The organism is Azospirillum soli (assembly GCF_017876165.1).
In the GTDB taxonomy this organism is placed as follows: domain Bacteria; phylum Pseudomonadota; class Alphaproteobacteria; order Azospirillales; family Azospirillaceae; genus Azospirillum; species Azospirillum soli.
Genome location: NZ_JAGINQ010000007.1, coordinates 137716 through 154486 on the forward strand (window position 1 = coordinate 137716; position 16771 = coordinate 154486).

Consider the following 16771-nt stretch of genomic DNA (forward strand, 5'->3'; position numbering starts at 1 on the left):
CTTACCGGTGGTCCGCGCCCACCGCATCGGCCAGCGATGCGAACCCGTCGCGGCGCAGCAGCGCGGCCATGTCCGTCTTGATCGTCCCCACCAGCCCCGCCCCGTGATAGACCAGCGCGGAATAGAGCTGCACCAGCGAGGCGCCCGCGCGGATCTTGGCGTAGGCGTCGGCGCCGGACGCGATACCGCCGGCCCCGACCAGGGGCAGCTTGCCGCCGGTCAGCCGGTACATCTCCCCCAGCACGGCGGTGGAGGGCGCGAACAGCGGCTTGCCCGACAGGCCGCCGGCCTCCGACCGCAGCGGCTCCGGAATTTCGGCCGGGCGGGCGATGGTGGTGTTGGAGACGATCAGCCCGTCGATGCCCGACTCCAGCGCAACTGCGGCGATGTCCGCCTTGTCCTCGTCCGTCAGGTCGGGGGCGATCTTCAGCAGGACGGGGGGAGTCTTCGACAGCTTGCAGTCCGCCCGCGCGTCCAGCACGCGGCCGAGCAGCGTGCGCAACGGGTCGCGCCCCTGCAAGGTGCGCAGGCCGGGCGTGTTGGGCGAGGAGACGTTGACCACCAGATAGTCGGCCAGAGCGGCAACCCGCTTCACGCCCAGAACATAGTCGTCGGCGGCTTCGGCCGTGTCCTTGTTCTTGCCGAGGTTGGCGCCGACGATGCCCGGCGCCTTGCGGCCACTCGCCAGCCGGCATTCCAACCGCTGGGCGAAGACATCAAGCCCCTCGTTGTTGAAGCCCATGCGGTTGATGACGGCACCCTGCTCCGGCACGCGGAACAGACGCGGCTTGGGGTTACCGGACTGCGGGCGCGGCGTGACGCTGCCCGCCTCCACGAAACCGAAGCCCAGGCGCAGCATGGGATCGATCACCTCGGCGTTCTTGTCGAAGCCGGCAGCGAGCCCGACCGGATTGGCGAAGTCCAGCCCGAACACCCGGCTTCGCAGAATGGGATCGTCCTTCCCACCACCCGGCATCAGCGCGGGGGCCTTCTCCATCATGAGGAGAGCCTTGACGGTCAGGCCGTGCGCGGTCTCCGGATCGAGGCTGCGCAGGATCGGGCCGACGACGGGAAACAGGTCGATCACGGGGCGATGTCCTTAAAATTCGGGGCCTTGAAATCGGGCGGGAAGATGTGGCGGCCGTCCGGCCCCAGCGGCAGCGGGTCGGCGCGCAGGACGGCGGCGACCGGTAGCGCGCCGTAGAGGTGCGGGAACAGCTGGCCGCCGCGCGACGGTTCCCACCACAGGGCCTCACCCAGCGCGTCACCGTCCACGGTGAGCAGGACGAGCCCGTCCTGCCCGGCGCGGTGCTTGGCGGCGCTTTCCTCCACCTGGGCCCCCGTGGAGAAGTGGATGAAACCGTCCGCCGCGTCCTGCGACGAACCAGGGTAGGAGCCGGTGGAGAGCGCCCGCTCCCACTCCTCGGCCCGGCACATATGGAAGATGATCCGATCGGTCATGGCGTCCGGACATTACCCGAAAGCAATCGGAGCCGAAAGGCGGGTCACGTCGCCGGATGCTTCGCATTTTGCAAACGCGTCCTCGGGCGCTGGACGGCATTTTGCACATATCCACCGGCTTCCGGCCGCCGCGCCGGCCTGGGAAACCCTGCAACCGCAAGGAAACGGCAGCACAACAAAAGGTCACCACGCTTTGGCATCGGGTTTGCTGTGTTAGTGGGACCAAAGGAGGACCCACCATGAACGCTCTCGCCATGACGCTGAATGAACGTCCGACCGCCGAGCACACGCTCGACTCTTCGGTTGCGGCGCGCGGCACGCTCAGCGAGCCGAGCCACACCCCCGTCCCGCTGAAACCGACCGCCGTGATGCTGGCCGCCGGTTCGCGCGCCGGCGGCGTGTCGGTCGAAACCGCCTGGAAGATCTATCTGGCGATGATCAACGAAGCCGCCTGAGCCTCCCTCCCCCGATCCTTTCCGGCGACAGCGGTTCATTCCACGTCGTTGTAGAATAGGAGCCCCCCGATCTCCGCGCAGGCGCAACGCCCCCGCGCCCACGAGACATCGGAGACGGAGGGATCGATTCCGGCCCGGTGATAGTGCGTCGCCCCTTCGGTCGGATCCGGCAGCAGGCCGGCCACCGCGCGCCGCGCGGTGCGCAGGCAGATGGCGAAGACCGGATCGGCGGACGTGACGGCCAGCAGATCCGCCCGGCGCAGGTCGTCCGGATTCCAGCAGGAAAACTGGAACGGCTTGCGGCAGACGGACACCACGTCCCCGCCCCACCACCAGCCGCCGCGTTCCCGCGCCCGGCGGACGCGGTTCATCACCACGGCGGCCACCGCCTCGATCGCGCGCACGGGCTCCACGCGCGCCTCGCCCCACAGGGTGCGGGCCAGCGTGTCCACCGCGTCATCGGATAAGGCGGCGGGCGCGACGTTGGTCCTGTTGGCGGCGTCCGGTTCGGGTTTGAGCGCGCGCGCCCTCATCGCCGACCTCCCTCGGCGCAGGAGATGCAGCCGCCTTCCAGCTTGTTCTCGATGCGCAGCAAATGGTCGGTCAGGCGCTGCTCCACGTCCTTCAAGGTGGAGAAGGAGACGTAGGTCTTGGCGACCTCCAGCTTGTAGGCGGCCAGGCTCTCGCGCACCTGCGCCTGGGCGGATTCGGCGCGGGCGCGGACGGTCTCCAGCGCGGTTTCCGCGTCCTTGCGCAGCCGGGCGATCAGCCAGAACAGCCCGCCCATGACGGGCAGCTCCACGGCCGTGATCCACCAGGCCACATCGATGGTCTCGTGCATTGGGGTTCTCCGGATAAAGGCAAAAGAAAAAGGCGGAGCCGAAGCCCCGCCCTACACATCCCACTCCGCCGGGGCGACCACCGGGGCGGTGGCCCGCCAGTCGGGGCGGCGTTCGGGCGACGGCGCCCGGTCAAAGCGATACGGTTCACTCAGCAGGCAGCCCGCCACGGCGTCGAGACCGTCGTCGCGGCCCTTGTAGGCGGCGTCGGGCGACCACTCGCGCATCTCGCGGACGAAGGGCGTGCTCCACACGCTGGCGTGCGCGAGCAGACGTTCGCCGGCGAGGATCGCGTCGAAGGCCTCCAGAATGCGGCCGGACTTCGTCGTGCGGCTCGATTGCTCGATGACCGAAGCCGCCACATTCGCTTTCTTCAGTGCGTCGCGCAGCAGGCCCGGCAGGAACTTGCCGATGCCGTTGGTCTCCAGATGCACGGACGGCAGGTGGTGCTCCTCCAGAAAGCGGGCGACCTGACGGCACTGCTGCTCCGCCTCGTTCACCTCCTGCTTCGGATCGACCCGCAGGTAGAGCACCCGGTGCAGGTAGAAGCGCCCATCATCCCCGCCGAAGACCACGGCGACGACGCTGGAATCACCGGGCTTCCCACCCTCCGTCGCCGGCCGCGCGAAGGCCGGGTCCCACCAGCAGGACGCGGACAGCAGCCGCACCCCGTCCAACGTCAGCACCGCCTTGCCCAGCGATTCCCGGTAGTCCAGTTCCGCGTCGTAGCGGCCCAACTTCTCCAGGTCGAGCCGCCCGTCCGCCTCGTTCACCGGCTGGAGCAGCATCTGGCTGGTGAATTTGTTGGGGCCGGTCGCCTTGCGGATGCGGTTGACGTGCGCCTCGTCGTAGCGTTTGGGCCAGGCATAGACGCGCTTGCCGTCCGCCCCCTCCTCGTAGACCGGCAGGACCAGCCGTTCGAAGCCGTCGAGGAAGGGGCGGAACTCCCCCACCTCCTCACGCGGTTCGCCCGCGTAGATGGAGTAGTAGCTGTGCGGCGTCCCGACGTAGAGCTGCACGCCGCCCGGCACCAGCAGGTATTCGATCTCCGACAGCTTCTCGCGAAGGGATGCCCGCTTGCCCGCGCTGTCGGCGGTGCGCGGCACCTCCACGTCATCGCAGATCACCACGTCGGCGCGGCTGCCGGTGACGTTGCCGCCGATGCCCGCCGCGATCATCGACGGGTCGCGCAGTTCCTGCGGACGGAGGACCGTGAACTGGTCGGCGGCCCACTGGTCGCGCTCCTTCGCCGGGGGCTTCAGCGCCTTGGTGTCGGGGTGGCGTTCAATGATCCGCTTGACGTTGCGCACCATCTTCTTGGCCAGCTTCATGTCCGCCGCCAGAACCAGCAGCCGCCGGTTCGGGTCCTGGTACAGCAGCCACGCCGCGAATAGCCCGACCAGCGACGACTTGCCCGCCCCGCGAAAGGCCATCAGCAGCATGCGCTTTTCCGGGCCGGCGCATTGCCGCTCCAGCCACAGCGCGATCTTCCGGTGATGGCGCGGCGTCGCGAGTTCCGACAGCTTGTTCCAGTCGTGGACGAACGCGAAGAAGCCCTTTCTGGGTTTTTCCGTCACGGGTTCCGCCCCACCACATGCCAGCCGGCGCCATTCGACATCACCGTCAGCGCGTGGCCGTAGCCGGTCAGCGCGATGGCCTCGTTGTCCGGCCCGCCGCCGCCCTGCCGGGTCACGGTGACCGGGTTGCCGGAAACGTCCGACTTCTTGATGGTCACCGTGCGCCCGACCGCGTGCGCGGCGCTGGGCGCCGGCAGGCGCACGGTCACGGCGCCCGAATAGGCGCTGACCAGATAGAGCGACTGGTTCAGGTCCGGCTCGAACAGACCGGGCTTGTCGTGATGGTGCGCGTTGCCCGGCAGGCTGTTGCCGCCGACGATCCACCAGTTGGCGCCGTTCGACACCGCCGTGACGAAGTCGTAGCGGTTACCGAGCGCCACTTTGCGCCCATCTGGCCCCGGGCCACCGTCCTCCGTCACCGACAGCACGTGGGCCGAGGCGTCGGTGCGCTTGATGGTGACCGAATGCCCGTTGGCCGCCCCCGCCGCCGGCAGCCGCGCCTCCACGTCGCCGCCGTAGGCACTGACCAAATAGACGGAGCTGGACAGATCCAGCTCGACCAGCCCGCCGCCTTCCGGCTCCACATAGTCGGTGTCAAAGCGCAACGCCTCGACGGTCAGCTGCGTGACGCGGCTGCGCTGGAGGCGGTTCTTGTCCGGATAACCGGCGTTGAGCGCCGTGTACTGCCCGCCCGACAGGTCGTGGATCGCCGGCCCAGCCGACATGGACAGCAGGTTCAGGATCGCCGTTTCCGTCGACCCCGCGTCCAGCTGGACGTTCGGCACGGCGCCCAGCGATTCCGCGTAGACGTTCACAAACAGCGTCTTGTCGGTGTTCGCCCCGACGCGGAAGCAGGCCTCCGCCATGGTGGACAGGTTCGCCTCGCAGTCCACGAAGGCGTTGTTGTACTTGCCCTGCTCCACATAGAAGCCGCTGCCCTCGATGGGGGCGGAGAGCGAGTAGACGCGCACGCCGGTGAAGCGGTTGGCGTTCGGCGTGTCGCCCGCCCCGCTGCGCGTCAGCCAGACGCCGTGCACGGCGGGCCGCGCGACCAGCACGCGCTCGACATGGTTCCAGTAGCAGGGGCGGTTCGGATCGTCGTAGCCGTCCAGCACCAGCCCATACCGCGCCTCCCACAGCGTCAGGTCCGCCAGCGTGTTCTGCACGCAGGGTCCGTCGCGCCCGAACAGCCGCACCCCGGCCCGGCCGTTCTCCAGCCGCAGCCGCGCCACGGTGGCGTAGCCGTCCGGCAGATGGATCAGGTCGAAGGCCCCGGACGCGCCCGCGATGACGGACGACTGCCCCGCCCCGACCAGCGTCTTGCCATAGGCCACGGTCAGCGTGTTGCTGATCCGGTAGGTCCCTGGCGGCACGTACACCGCCTTGGCCGAGGTCAGCGCCGCCTGGATCGCCACGGTGTCGTCCACCGTACCGTCGCCGACCGCACCGAAATCCTTCACCGACACGCTGTCGGCCAGCTTGTCGCGCACCGGCCGGCTGACCGCGCCAGCGCCGGGCGGGACGTAGGTGGACAGCGCCTCCTCGTCCACCGGCGGGCGGACGGTCGGGCTGCCCGCGCTGTCGAAGGCCAGCAGCTTCCCCGCCCGCGCCGCCCGCGCCGGCAGCAGGTTGGAGGCCGGAAGGTCGGTCTCCGCGTAGCGCAGCATCAGTTCCTGATCGCCGGCCACCTGCTGGAGCGCGGCGGTCAGCTGGTCGAACTCCCGGTTCAGGGACGAGGCCGGCAGCGGGCCGCTTTCCAGGAAATCGCTGGTGCGCTCGATGGGCAGGCGGCGGCGCAGCAGCACCGCCGTGTTGGCAGCGGGCGCCGTGTCGAAACTCACGGTCCCGCCGGCCATCGCCCCGGCCCCCGCCACCGTGTAGCCGGTGGACTGGAGCGCGGCGCCCAGAAAGACCTGCAAATCCTCCGCCGCGAAGATCGGGAACGGAAAGGTGAAGGCGGTCTGCGCGCCGTCGGCGACATACTGCACGCGCGGGTTTCCGCGCGGGATCTGGATCGGGGTGGGCATGGAAGGCTCCCGCAATGACCCCCAAAGCAAAAAGCCCTTCTCCCCGGTGCGGGAGAAGGGTTTGGGATGAGGGGGCGGCCGCAAGGCCGGAAAGGTGTCGCTGAGCCGGGGATTCACCACCAAGACACAAAGAATTTCACTAGAGCGGATTTCAATCCGCTTTGGACCGCGACGGCGGGCCCGGACGCTCATGCGTCCGAAGCCCGGCCGGCAAGTGAGGCCATGTGAATCTAAAGCGAACGACAGTTCGCTTTAAGACGCGCCGACGCCGCCCGCAGATGCGGGATGCGCCGAACTCCTTCGTGACGGTCTTTGTGTCTTCGTGTCTTTGTGGCAAAAGCCCTTCTCTCAGTAAAACTTGCTCAGGAACTCCAACCTCTGCCGCTCGGCGAGCTGCGCCTGTTCCAGCAGGTTGCGGCGGCGGACGCTGTCCACCTCCTGCTGGATCGCCTGACGCTTGATCTGGTCGAGCTTCTGCGCGTCCTGGCGTTCGCTGTCGGTGTCGTTGACCAGCCCCAGCAGGATCGCCTCGCCGGAACCGTCGGCCGCGCTGACGCCGTTGGCGCCCATGGCCGCGCGGGTGCGCGCCATGGTCCGGCGCAGCGCATCGACGCGCCGCTTCTCGTCGGCCTCCGCCGTCGCGGCCAGCTGGGCCAGCCGGTTCTGCGCGTCGGCCTCCTGGGCGCGCAAGGCCGCCTCCTGATTGGCGCGCAGGTCCCCGCCCGCCTGATTCTGGCCACGGCTCAGCCACTCCATCTCGCGGGCGCGGGCCTGCTCGTCCTTCCGGTATTGCAGCTCCAGCTCCTGCCGGCGCAGCTCGTCCTGGCGCGCCCACTCGCGGGCCTGCGCGTCCTGCTGCGCGCGCGCCTGCTCCTGGCGCCCCTGCTGTTCGTAGGTGTAGCGCCGTTCCTCGGCGCCGCGCTCCTCCTGGTACTTGCGCTCAAGCGCCTGCCGTTCGGCCTCCAGGCGCGCGGCGTCCTGCTGCGCGCTGGCCGCCGAACCGTTGGCCGCCGAACCACCGAAACGGTTGACGCCGTTGACGAGGGAGCTGGCGGCCGGCAGGACCGTCGTAAAGAGGGGAGTGATTCCACCCATCAGTCGTTCACCTTCAATTCCATGGTCACGGAGAGCAGCGTGAAGGGCAGCGGCGCGTCCTGCTGGATGCGCCACAGCGGCCGGTCGATGTCGCGCCGCCAGCCCAGCGCCCGCAGCTTGCGGTCGCCCGACACGCGCGGCGGCACGCCGCCCGCCGGCTGCGGCCCGGCCCGGTGCAGCGGCAAGTCCTGAAGCCCCCGCCCCAGATCCGCGCGCAGGGCCGCCGTGTCCTCCAACCGGAAGGTCACGGCGACGAGGCGGACCACGTCCGCCCCGCCCGTCTGCCCCAGCAGGCTGGCCGGCAGCGGCTCCACCAGATGAGTGTAGGAAAGCCCGGCCTCGACCCGCTTGGCCGGCGGGTTCAGCGTGATCTTGCCCGCCTGCACGGTTACGTTCGGCCGCACCACGCCATCGGCCACGACCGCAACGCTGCGCCCTTCCAGATGGTCGAGCCCCGACCACACCGCCGTGGCCGTGTCGTGATCGCCGACCAGCGCGGAGTCGAGGTTCAGCGAGTCGTCAAACCGCTCGATGGTCCAGGTGCCGGCGCGGTCCACCAGCGCGTAGACCTCGTCCCCGACCACCGCGACGGAGCGCACCGCCCCGTCCGTCTCCAGCCGGGTCCAGGCGGTCACCTGCTCCATCCGGTAGACGGTCAGCGCGCCCAGCGAGCCGTCGCCCATGACGACGAACAGCAGCCGCCGGCTCTGGTCGTAATCCTGATCGCGCGGACTCGCCACCAGATGCCGGGCCAGCAGGGCGAGGTCGTTGGCCTGATAGGCGGCCTCGGTGTCGGTGTAGAGGAACTCGCGGATTTCCTTGCCGTTGCGCGAGACGAACAGCGTGGCGCCGTCCACGTCGCGCGGCGGAATGGCCCGGTCCACGGGGGAGCCGATGCGCGTCTGCCGGTTCACCTGGATGTTCTGCGGCGTCAGCGGATCGCCCGACACCATGTATTCGGCGCCGGAGGTGAAGACCTGCAGATGGCGGCCGGAGAACACGGCGCGGACGGCGTTGACCTGATCCGACAGGATGCCGAACTCGATGGCCTCGTCGTCCTTGCCGGTGCCCAGGTCGAAGTTCCACAGGTCCGCCGAGCGCGACAGCCACAGCCGGTTCGGCAGGTCGCGCGACCCGCCGATGACCAGCCGGTCCTGGTGAAAGGCCGCCGACACCGGCCAGCCGCGCAAGGGCGAGAAGGCCTGCTCGTCCCAGTTCACCGTCGCGTTGGTGTTGGGCAGGGCCTCTTTCACCGTGGCGTTGACCTGCGTGGCCGAGACGACGCCCGTGACCAGCAGCTGCTTGCCCTGGATGCGGATGCGGCACCCGTCGTGGCGTTGGTCGAACACGGCGGCCGAGGCGGTAACGGTGATCGCCCCCGTGGTGCCGGACGGGGTCAGCGTCACCTCCGGATCGCCGAAGCGGTAGAAGGGCATGCGCACCCGCTCGTCCTCGGTCACGTAGGACCAGTCGGACAGGCTCCACGCCGTCGCCCCGCTGCGCGTCAGCTTGCGCGGCGTCACGTCCGGGTGGCAGACCAGCAGCGTGTCGGCGCTCTGCGTCCAGGTGATCTGCGTCAGTTGCGCGGCGGTCCAGGGGGCGTCCACGGTGGCGACGCGCCCGTCGTCCTCATAGACGTCGATCTTCCCCTCGGAAAAGGCCAACAGATAGGTCTGCTCCGAGTTGAACTCGAACGCCACCAGCCGCCCGTTGCCCCGCGCCTCGTCCACGAAGGCGAGGCCGGAGCGGCGCGTCACCCCGCCGGTCGGGTGGATGAACAGGTTGCGCAAGGACAGCGCCCCGTTGTCGTAGGCGCGGAGGTCCCCGCGCCCCAGCAGCCGGCGGGCGATCTCGCCCGCCGTGAAGTTGGTCTTGACCTGACGGACCCGGCTCATCACGCCCTCGCGTCGATCAGGGTGAAGTCCTCGAACCCCGGCTGGCTGTCCTGCTGGGCGTCGATCAGACGGGCGCGGCGGAATTCCGTCTCGGCCAGCCGCGACAGCAGCTCCGCCCGGCTGGAATTTTCGGTCAGCGGGATGCAGAACTCCGCCGCCAGCCGGGCGATCAGCACCTGGTCGAAGAAGGCCGGAAAGTCCTCCTCCGCCGGGCGGCCGACGTAGGTCAGCACCAGCGTGTCGGGCGCCGCGTGCAGCGTGCGGCCGGTGATGCGGTACTCCAGCCCCCGACCTCGCCCGCTTCCCCCCGCCCCCAGCGCCCGCAGGAAATCGGCCGGCAGCTGGAAGGCGTTGGCGTAGTCGGCCACCGGCTCCTCAGCCAGCCTCGGCAGGGTGGCCTGCCGGGTGGCGAAGCTCCAGGCGTTGGCCGACAGCAGCGCGTCGCGCGCCGGCCCGTAGAGGGAGGCCGCGACTTCCGCCTCGGCCGTGCCCTCGTCGAAGGCGGTGATCGCCGTCGCCCCGATTTTGATGAGCGCGCGGCTGCACAGCCCGATCGCGGTCAGTGCCATCGGATGATCCTTTCAGAATGGGGAAAACGCGAACGATCAGGCGAACTCGACCTGCACCCAGCCGACGCCGGAGCCGGCGAGTTCCAGCGCCACCTCCCCGTCGTTCCGCACGCCGATCTCGAACCAGTCGCCGGGCGCGACGGGAATCCACGGCATCGCCCGCGACACCGTCACCCCGACCGGGCTCTCGCCCTCGGCGTTGCAGCGGAGGATCCGCCCGCCGACCACACCGCCGCCCTGGAACTCCAGACGCGCCGTGACGCGGGCCAGCCGCGCCCAGGCGGGCACGCGGATCCTTTCCGGCCGCGTGGGGTCGAGTCCGCCGTCGCTGTCCCACTCGACGGCGGTCCAGGCCAGCCGAACGTCGGCGCCCGGCTCGACCGGCTGGTTGCCGCCGAACGACAGCCGGCACCCGCGCACGCGCCCGACCCCGCCGACGGGGCCGTCTCCCCAGTCGTCGCCGAAATTGTCGGCGTACAGGCTGCCGGCCGAGCGCAGCGGCCCCGCCCCGCCGAAACTGTTGTGCGTCACGATGGAGCGGGTGGCGTCGCCGCGCTCGACCAGCGGTCGCGCCGCCACGCCGCCGTTGGCCCGGCACTCGTTGCCGCTGACCACCGTGCGCAGCGCGCCGTCCAGGTCGATGTCGGCCGTGGCGATGCGGTCGAAGACGTTGTGAAGGATGCGCGCATCGACCACGCCGGCCCCCACCGCCGACAGGCCGTGCCCGGCGAAGCCGGCGACGCTGTTGCCGGTGACTCGCGCCCCCCGGCAGTCGCCCCTCAGCAGGACACCGCCCGATCCGCCGCCGGCCCCCCCACCGACGATCCAGTTGTCGGCAACCCGCATCGAGGCAACCGCGCAGGCCGAACCGTCCAGCTCGACGGCCCAACCGCCGACCTCGGTGATGGCATTGGCGGCGATGACGAAGCCATGTCCGCCTTTCACCAGCACACCCGCACCGCCACCGGCCTCGATGCGGTTGTGGGCGATCACCACGCCCTCCGCCGCCTGCCCGCCGTCCACCGACCGCTCGAAGGCGATGCCGGGAGCCCCGCCCCGGATCAGGTTGCCGACGAAGCGCGTTCCCGACCCGTTATCCAGCGCCCGGAAAGCCGTTCCGCAGCCCGTGAAGAAGCAGCCGTCGACTGACACGTCCTCCACATCCCAGACGACGATGGCCTGTCCAAAGTCCTGGAACCGGCAGTCCCGGATGCGCACGTCGCGCGCCGTCGCCGGACGCCCCGGCGGGGATCCCGTGTCGCCCAGCCGGACCGCGCGCGGCGCCCGCCCGGTCACATTGGCGAAGCCCAGCCCGATCAGCCGCACCCCGTCGCCGGTGACGCGCAGCAGCGATTCCAGCGCCGCGGCGGGGCGGATCACCGCCCGTCCGCCGGCGCCCAGCAGCGTGACGCCGGCCGGCACCGACAGGGCGGCGCCGATCTGGTAGACGCCGTCCGGAAAGAAAATCGTACCGCCGCCCGCGACCGAGGACAGCGCGGCCTGAATGGCGGCAAAGTCGTTGGCCGCCCCGTTGCCGATCGCGCCGAACGCCTTCACGGAAACATGCGGCCCGCCGCCGGCCGGAATGCCGTCCAGCTTCGCCTTGTCCGCCGCCGCCATAAAGCCGGCGCCCTTGGCCGAGGCCAGCGCGTGCGCCCCGCCCCCCGCCCCGACATGGTTCAGCGGCGCGCCGTCGGCGATGCCGTAGCCGGCGAGCGTGGTCGGGGTGTTGTGCACCTCCGCCCACTCCACCATACCGGAATCGAAGGTCGGCGAGGCCAAAGAGACCAGCGTGACGTTGCCGTAGCCGTCGAAGGCCAGCGCCTTGCCGGCGCGCGCCGAACTGGCCGGCAGCTGGGCGGACAGCGACGGGCTGTCGCCCTCCGGAAAGCGCACGGCGCGGTTGGCCTGATCCTGAATCTGCTGGGCCAGCAGGGTCAGCCGGTCGAAGGCCGCTTCCGCCGGTTGGTCCGGGTAGCCATGGTCGCCGGCCGGCATGGCGCGGGCGACGACCACCAGCTTCCCCATCGGCGGCGGTGCCGGAAACACCACCGTGCCGCCCATGGGCGCGCCCACGCCGGTTACCGTGTAATGGGTGTTCAGCGTCTGCGGCGTCTCGGCGCCCGTGCCGGCGTCGCGCAAGGCCACCTTCAGGTCGCCGGCCTCCAGCACCCTGAAGCGATACGCGAACGCCTTCGCCACGCCATCGGCGGCATGGGCGACGCGGCTGTCCGTCGTGAGCACGCTCATGGGACGGATCCTCAGTCGGTGTTGGCCGCGCCGAAGGGCGCGATGTTGGTCACGTCCACCACGCCCGCGGCGTTGGAGGCGACCACGAACACGCCACCGGCGGCGGTGCCGTCCGTGTCGGTGTTGGCCAGGATCATGTCGCCGACGCGCAGCAGGTCCGACGCGCCGTTGAAATAGCCGGTGGTGTCCACCTCGCCGGCAAGGTCGGTGGTGGTATAGTGCCAGAGCGTGAAGCCGTTCGCGTAGGCGAGCACGCTCAGGTCCTTCGAGGCGTAAGCCATGGGACGGAACTCCGTGAAAATGGGTGTCGTGTCGATGATCGGGGGCGCCCCCGCGCGCCAGGGCCGGAGGGATGGAACGGCCGGCACGGCACAGGGATTTGGACGGAGGCGCCCCACCGTCGGTCACGCTGCGATGCAGCGCCTCAAGGCATCAGGTCTCAAGGCAGCGCAGCGTGACGACACCCGTGGCATCGATGAGGCAGGCGCCCTGACTCATCATGTTGTTGACGAAGTGCGCGGCGCGGTCGCCATGCCAGCTGATATCGGTCTTCACGTCGGCGCCGGCCGCGTGGCCGACCGCCGTCTTGTGGTACCAGTGGCACAGCCGCACGCCGCCGGTGGCCTTCAGCCCCGAATGCGGGATCCACAGCGTGCCCAGCCAGCGCTTGGCCTGGGTGCCGCGCCAGGGCAGCTCGTCCGCGCCGACGTAATCGGTGCTGGCGAACTCCTCGATGCCCAGCAGCTGGCTCCACTGCTTCCAGCCGACCACGGCGTAGCGCTGGCCGTCGTCCGGCACGTCGGCCTCGCCCAGCAGTTCGAACGCCTCCAGCACCTTGGCCTTGGTCAGGCCGTCGGCGTCGGTACCGGCGAAGTTGGTGGACTTGTTCAGCTCCGCGATCAGCAGCTCGTCCGTCTTGCGGCCCAGCGCGTAGGCGCCGGCGTTGGCGATGATCTGGCGCTCGTCGATGTTGGTTTTCAGCTCGTCCAGCCGGTCCACCCAGTCGCCGGCGTAGAAGTCGTACAGCGCGCATTCGACCGGCGTGTGGTCCAGGTTCATGACCGGGACCGCGCCGTGGCGCGCCTTGGTGGAGGCCGTGCCCTTGCCGACCTTCTGGAAGATGGTGGAGGCGCCCTGGACGTTGTTCTTGGTGCGCACCGTGTTGCGCAGCTTGGAGCCCATGCGCTGGTAGGCTTCGTGCACTTCGCGTTCGAACTGCTTGACGAAAGCCTGCGCGACCGTCGTGGCCATGTGAGAGAATTCCTTTCGCGTTCTTGCGGGATCCCGTCCGGCGGGGAGCATTCCGCCACCCGGTTGTCAGGCGCGCGGAACGGCGCGCCCGGCCGCGGGCGAAGCGCGAAAAAGAAAAGGGCTGGCCGGGCCTCGACACCCGTCGGCGTTACACCGGCGAGCGTTTCGGTTGTCCGGCCAGCCCTTTTCAGGACAGGCGTGAGGGGAGTTCGGGAGTTGCCAGCGCCCGCCGGAGGGGAGACACACGTCGGGCGTTGACAAGACGGTATTTAGGACTTTACGCCAACATTGTCAAGATTATTTTCCTTTAAAAACGGCATTTCCCTTCGCAAAGGGGCTATGCGGCCTGGGACGCGGAATAGTCCGCTATGCAAGCTGTTGATGGCGATACACCACGGCTCTTTTCGGGAGTTCGTACCATGAAAATGCTGATGACCACCTGCGGCGTTGCCGCGCTTCTGATCAGCGCTCCAACCTTCGCCGCCGACAACGTGTCGAAGACGGCCACCAAGGCCTCGCCCCAGGTCGCCGCTACCAACGAGCACATCGACCCGGCCCTGGCGCGCATGAACGCCAGCGATCTGAAGGGCAAGAACGTCTATGGCCGCGACGGCAAGGACATGGCGGAGATCGAGGGCGTCGTCCGTAAGGGCAACCGGACCTACGCCGTGCTCGACGTCGATCACGTCGCCGACATCAGCAACAAGGACGTCGTCCTGCCGCTCGACAAGTTCCACATGAAGGGCGACCGGCTGACCCTGGACATGAGCAAGAGCCAGCTGAACAAGCTGGAGAAGTGGCAGCAGGGCAAGTACGAGGACGTCAAGGGCGCCGTGCAGTAAGCGCCTCGGGAAACCGGGGAAATCCCCTTCCCCTCCGGGAAGGGGATTTCCGCATGTCACGCCAACTGCTTGATGCGCTTCGCCAGCAGGTCGGTCGCCTGCTCCGCCGGGACCGGGCGGCCGGTCAGCCAGCCCTGCACCAGCGTGCAGTTGTGATGGCGCAGGAAATTGGCCTGCTCCGGCTTTTCGACCCCCTCCGCCACCACGTCCAGGCCCAGCATGTCGGCCATGGCGATGATGGTGGACACGATGCCGTTGTCCTCGCGCTCGGACGGCACGCCGTTGACGAAGGAGCGGTCGATCTTCAGTGTCGTGATCGGCAGCTTCTTCAAATAGCTCAGCGACGAATGGCCGGTGCCGAAATCGTCCACCGCCACGCGGATGCCCATGGCCTTCAGCGCGGCTAGCACCGACAGCGCGTGATCCATGTCCTGCATCACCGCACCCTCGGTGATTTCCAGTTCGACCAGTTCGGGCGGCAGCCCGTGCCGGTCGATGATGCGGCGGAAATCCTCAGCCGAGCGGTGGCGCAGATGGCGGGGCGAGATGTTCACGGCGACCGGCACCGGCTCCATGCCGGCGTCCAGCCACTCCCGCATCTGCCGGCAGGCCTCGTCCAGCACCCAGTCGCCGAGCGGCACGATGAAGCCCGTGTCCTCGGCCACCGGGATGAACTCGCCGGGGGGGATCATGCCGTGCCCCGGCTTATCCCAGCGCAGAAGCGCCTCGAACCCTTCCAGCGCGAAATCGACCAGCGACACCTTCGGCTGGTAGTGCAGCCGGAACTGCCGCCCGACCAGGGCGGAGCGCAGGTCGCGGTCGAGCGCCAGATGGCGGTGCGCCTGGTCGGCCAGCTCCTTGCGGAAGAAGGCGTAGCGCTTGCCGCCCATCCGCTTGGCCGCGTACAGCGCCGTGTCGGCGGCGCGGATCAGCTCGTGCGCGTCGTCGGCGTGTTTGGGGAAGACCGCGATGCCGATGCTGGGGCGGACGTAATGTTCGGTCCCCATCAGCAGGATCGGCTCCTCGAAGGCGGCCAGGACGCGCTGGGCGATCATCGCCGCCTCCTCGGCGTCGTTGACCTCCTCCAGGATGACCGCGAAGTCGTCGGTGCCGATGCGGCCCACCGTGTCGCTGGCCCGCACCGTCGCGGTGACCCGCGCCGCCACCTCCTGCAACAGCAGGTCGCCCGCGCGGTGGCCCAACGTGTCGGTGATCAGCTTGAAACGCGACAGATCCATGCACAGAACGGCGAAGTGCCGGGCGTGGCGGCGCGCCCGCTCGATCGCGGACTGAAGCAGCGACTCGACCAGTGCCCGGTTGGGCAACCCGGTCAGCCGGTCGCGGGTGGCCAGCCGCAGCAGCTCCCGCTCGTGCCGCAGCCGCTGCGTCATGTCGGCGAGCGCGCAGACGTAGCTGCGCTGCCCGTGCACGTCCAGGCACGACACGCTCAACGACGCCTCCACCCGCCCATCGGCGCGGTCGATGCCCAGCGCCTCTGCCCGTTCGGTCCGGCCGGCGTCGTCATGCTGGTCGCCCAGAAGCTGCTCGACCCGCTCGCGGTCGGATTCGGCGAACAGCTCGGTGAAGCGCCGCCCCGGCAGGTCGGAGCCCGCCACCCCGAACAGCGCCACGGCGGCCGGGTTGTGCTCCTCGACCAGCCCGTTCTCGCCGACCAGCACGATGGCCTCGCCGACGTTGTTCATGATGCCGAACAGCCGCTCGTCCCGCTCGATCAGCGCGCCGGCCGCGCGGCGGAAATACTCCATGGCGCGGGCCATGGCGCCGAACTCGTCGCTGCGCTCCCGGCCGGGAATGTCGATGTCGGTGTTGCCGTGGGTCAGCTGCTCCATGCGCGCGGACAGCGTCTCGATGGGACCCAGCACATGCTCCGACAGGAAGATCGACAGGGGCCAGCTCAGCACCAGCAGAACCGCGATGAACAATGAGAAGGCCAGCGCCTCCATCGCGAATTCCCGGTCCAGATCGTCGGTGTCGCTGGCGGCGGCGACGGCCCAGCCCCAGGGCTCGAACATCGCCATGCTGCGGATGGTGTGCGACGGCTCCGGCCAGCCCGCCGGAACCTGCCCGTCGGTAAAGACGCTGACGTGGAAAGGATCGCGCCCCAGGGCCCGCAAGGCCAGCCGCGCCTGCGACTGCGCGTCGTCGCGCGTCAGCGCCCCGGCGTCGATGGCGGCGTTCATCTCGCCCAGCATGGCGTGCGCCGACTGGACCAGCGCCATGGTCAGCCGCTCGCGCTCCGTGATCAGCCCGTGCCGCAGCAGGTACAGCGCCGGGATCGCCGCCATCAGGCAGCCGATCAGGCCGATCCAGGTCAGCCAGCGGATCTTGCGGCGCAAGGTCATCGGCGTGGAATCATGGGCGCTTGAGTGACACTCCCGAGCCGGCCCCGCGTCACGCAAGGCCGGTTATCAATCGGAAACGGAGCGTCGCCTTTTTATTTCAAATGCGCAACGCCCAATTGGTTCAGCTTACGTCTTGTTCGCGCTTTC

At 69.4% G+C, this 16771-nt stretch carries 15 protein-coding genes; 2 read left to right on the plus strand and 13 right to left on the minus strand.

Going from position 1 to position 16771, the window contains the following annotated elements:
* Position 1 precedes the first annotated feature (1 nt).
* Together J2852_RS13350 and J2852_RS13355 are read right to left on the minus strand one after the other, a co-directional pair.
* Positions 2 to 1087 carry a quinone-dependent dihydroorotate dehydrogenase gene (locus tag J2852_RS13350; RefSeq protein WP_209876169.1) on the minus strand — a complete coding sequence of 362 codons (1086 nt, stop codon included), beginning with the start codon at positions 1085 to 1087 and terminating at the stop codon, positions 2 to 4.
* Entirely contained in the window at positions 1084 to 1461 is a 378-nt protein-coding gene (locus tag J2852_RS13355) for a DUF952 domain-containing protein (RefSeq protein ID WP_209876171.1), read from the minus strand. Before J2852_RS13355 ends, J2852_RS13350 begins: the two co-directional genes overlap by 4 nt.
* 239 nt (positions 1462 to 1700) lie before the next feature.
* Here J2852_RS13355 and J2852_RS13360 point away from each other — a divergent pair, with 239 nt between their 5' ends.
* Positions 1701 to 1916 (plus strand): hypothetical protein, encoded by a 216-nt coding sequence (locus J2852_RS13360; RefSeq protein WP_209876173.1) that lies wholly within the window; start codon positions 1701 to 1703, stop codon positions 1914 to 1916.
* A 35-nt stretch (positions 1917 to 1951) separates the two neighbouring features.
* Here the strand turns inward: J2852_RS13360 and J2852_RS13365 are convergent, their stop codons facing one another.
* The 10 genes from J2852_RS13365 to J2852_RS13410 all read right to left on the minus strand — a co-directional run bounded on the left by J2852_RS13365 (position 1952) and on the right by J2852_RS13410 (position 13419).
* On the minus strand, positions 1952 to 2449 hold the full coding sequence (locus J2852_RS13365) for a cell wall hydrolase (RefSeq protein ID WP_209876175.1): 498 nt from the start codon (positions 2447 to 2449) through the stop codon (positions 1952 to 1954).
* Positions 2446 to 2757, minus strand: a complete 312-nt coding sequence (locus J2852_RS13370; RefSeq protein WP_209876177.1) for a hypothetical protein — start codon at positions 2755 to 2757, stop codon at positions 2446 to 2448. Before J2852_RS13370 ends, J2852_RS13365 begins: the two co-directional genes overlap by 4 nt.
* A 51-nt stretch (positions 2758 to 2808) precedes the next feature.
* Positions 2809 to 4332 (minus strand): phage terminase large subunit, encoded by a 1524-nt coding sequence (gene terL / locus J2852_RS13375; RefSeq protein WP_209876179.1) that lies wholly within the window; start codon positions 4330 to 4332, stop codon positions 2809 to 2811.
* The gene (locus tag J2852_RS13380) at positions 4329 to 6359 is read right to left on the minus strand and encodes a glycosyl hydrolase family 28-related protein (RefSeq protein WP_209876181.1); all 2031 of its coding nucleotides are present in this window, start codon (positions 6357 to 6359) and stop codon (positions 4329 to 4331) included. The genes terL and J2852_RS13380 overlap by 4 nt, the downstream gene beginning before the upstream one ends.
* 348 nt (positions 6360 to 6707) lie before the next feature.
* On the minus strand, positions 6708 to 7454 hold the full coding sequence (locus tag J2852_RS13385; RefSeq protein WP_209876183.1) for a hypothetical protein: 747 nt from the start codon (positions 7452 to 7454) through the stop codon (positions 6708 to 6710).
* Positions 7454 to 9349: a phage tail protein gene (locus J2852_RS13390; RefSeq protein WP_209876185.1), complete on the minus strand. Its 1896-nt coding sequence runs from the start codon at positions 9347 to 9349 to the stop codon at positions 7454 to 7456. The genes J2852_RS13385 and J2852_RS13390 overlap by 1 nt, the downstream gene beginning before the upstream one ends.
* Entirely contained in the window at positions 9349 to 9918 is a 570-nt protein-coding gene (locus tag J2852_RS13395) for a phage connector family protein (RefSeq protein WP_209876186.1), read from the minus strand. Before J2852_RS13395 ends, J2852_RS13390 begins: the two co-directional genes overlap by 1 nt.
* Positions 9919 to 9954: 36 nt before the next feature.
* A complete protein-coding gene (locus tag J2852_RS13400; protein ID WP_209876187.1) occupies positions 9955 to 12168 on the minus strand; it encodes a right-handed parallel beta-helix repeat-containing protein in 2214 nt (737 codons plus the stop codon).
* Positions 12169 to 12179: 11 nt separating this feature from the next.
* Positions 12180 to 12449 carry a hypothetical protein gene (locus J2852_RS13405; protein WP_209876188.1) on the minus strand — a complete coding sequence of 90 codons (270 nt, stop codon included), beginning with the start codon at positions 12447 to 12449 and terminating at the stop codon, positions 12180 to 12182.
* Positions 12450 to 12600: 151 nt separating this feature from the next.
* Positions 12601 to 13419 carry a phage capsid protein gene (locus J2852_RS13410; protein ID WP_209876189.1) on the minus strand — a complete coding sequence of 273 codons (819 nt, stop codon included), beginning with the start codon at positions 13417 to 13419 and terminating at the stop codon, positions 12601 to 12603.
* Positions 13420 to 13838: 419 nt separating this feature from the next.
* On the opposite strand from J2852_RS13410, the gene J2852_RS13415 reads away from it, so the two are divergent.
* On the plus strand, positions 13839 to 14261 hold the full coding sequence (locus J2852_RS13415) for a PRC-barrel domain-containing protein (protein WP_209876190.1): 423 nt from the start codon (positions 13839 to 13841) through the stop codon (positions 14259 to 14261).
* Between the two features lie 56 nt (positions 14262 to 14317).
* Here the strand turns inward: J2852_RS13415 and J2852_RS13420 are convergent, their stop codons facing one another.
* Positions 14318 to 16624 carry an EAL domain-containing protein gene (locus J2852_RS13420; RefSeq protein ID WP_209876198.1) on the minus strand — a complete coding sequence of 769 codons (2307 nt, stop codon included), beginning with the start codon at positions 16622 to 16624 and terminating at the stop codon, positions 14318 to 14320.
* Between the last annotated feature and the right edge of the window lie 147 nt (positions 16625 to 16771).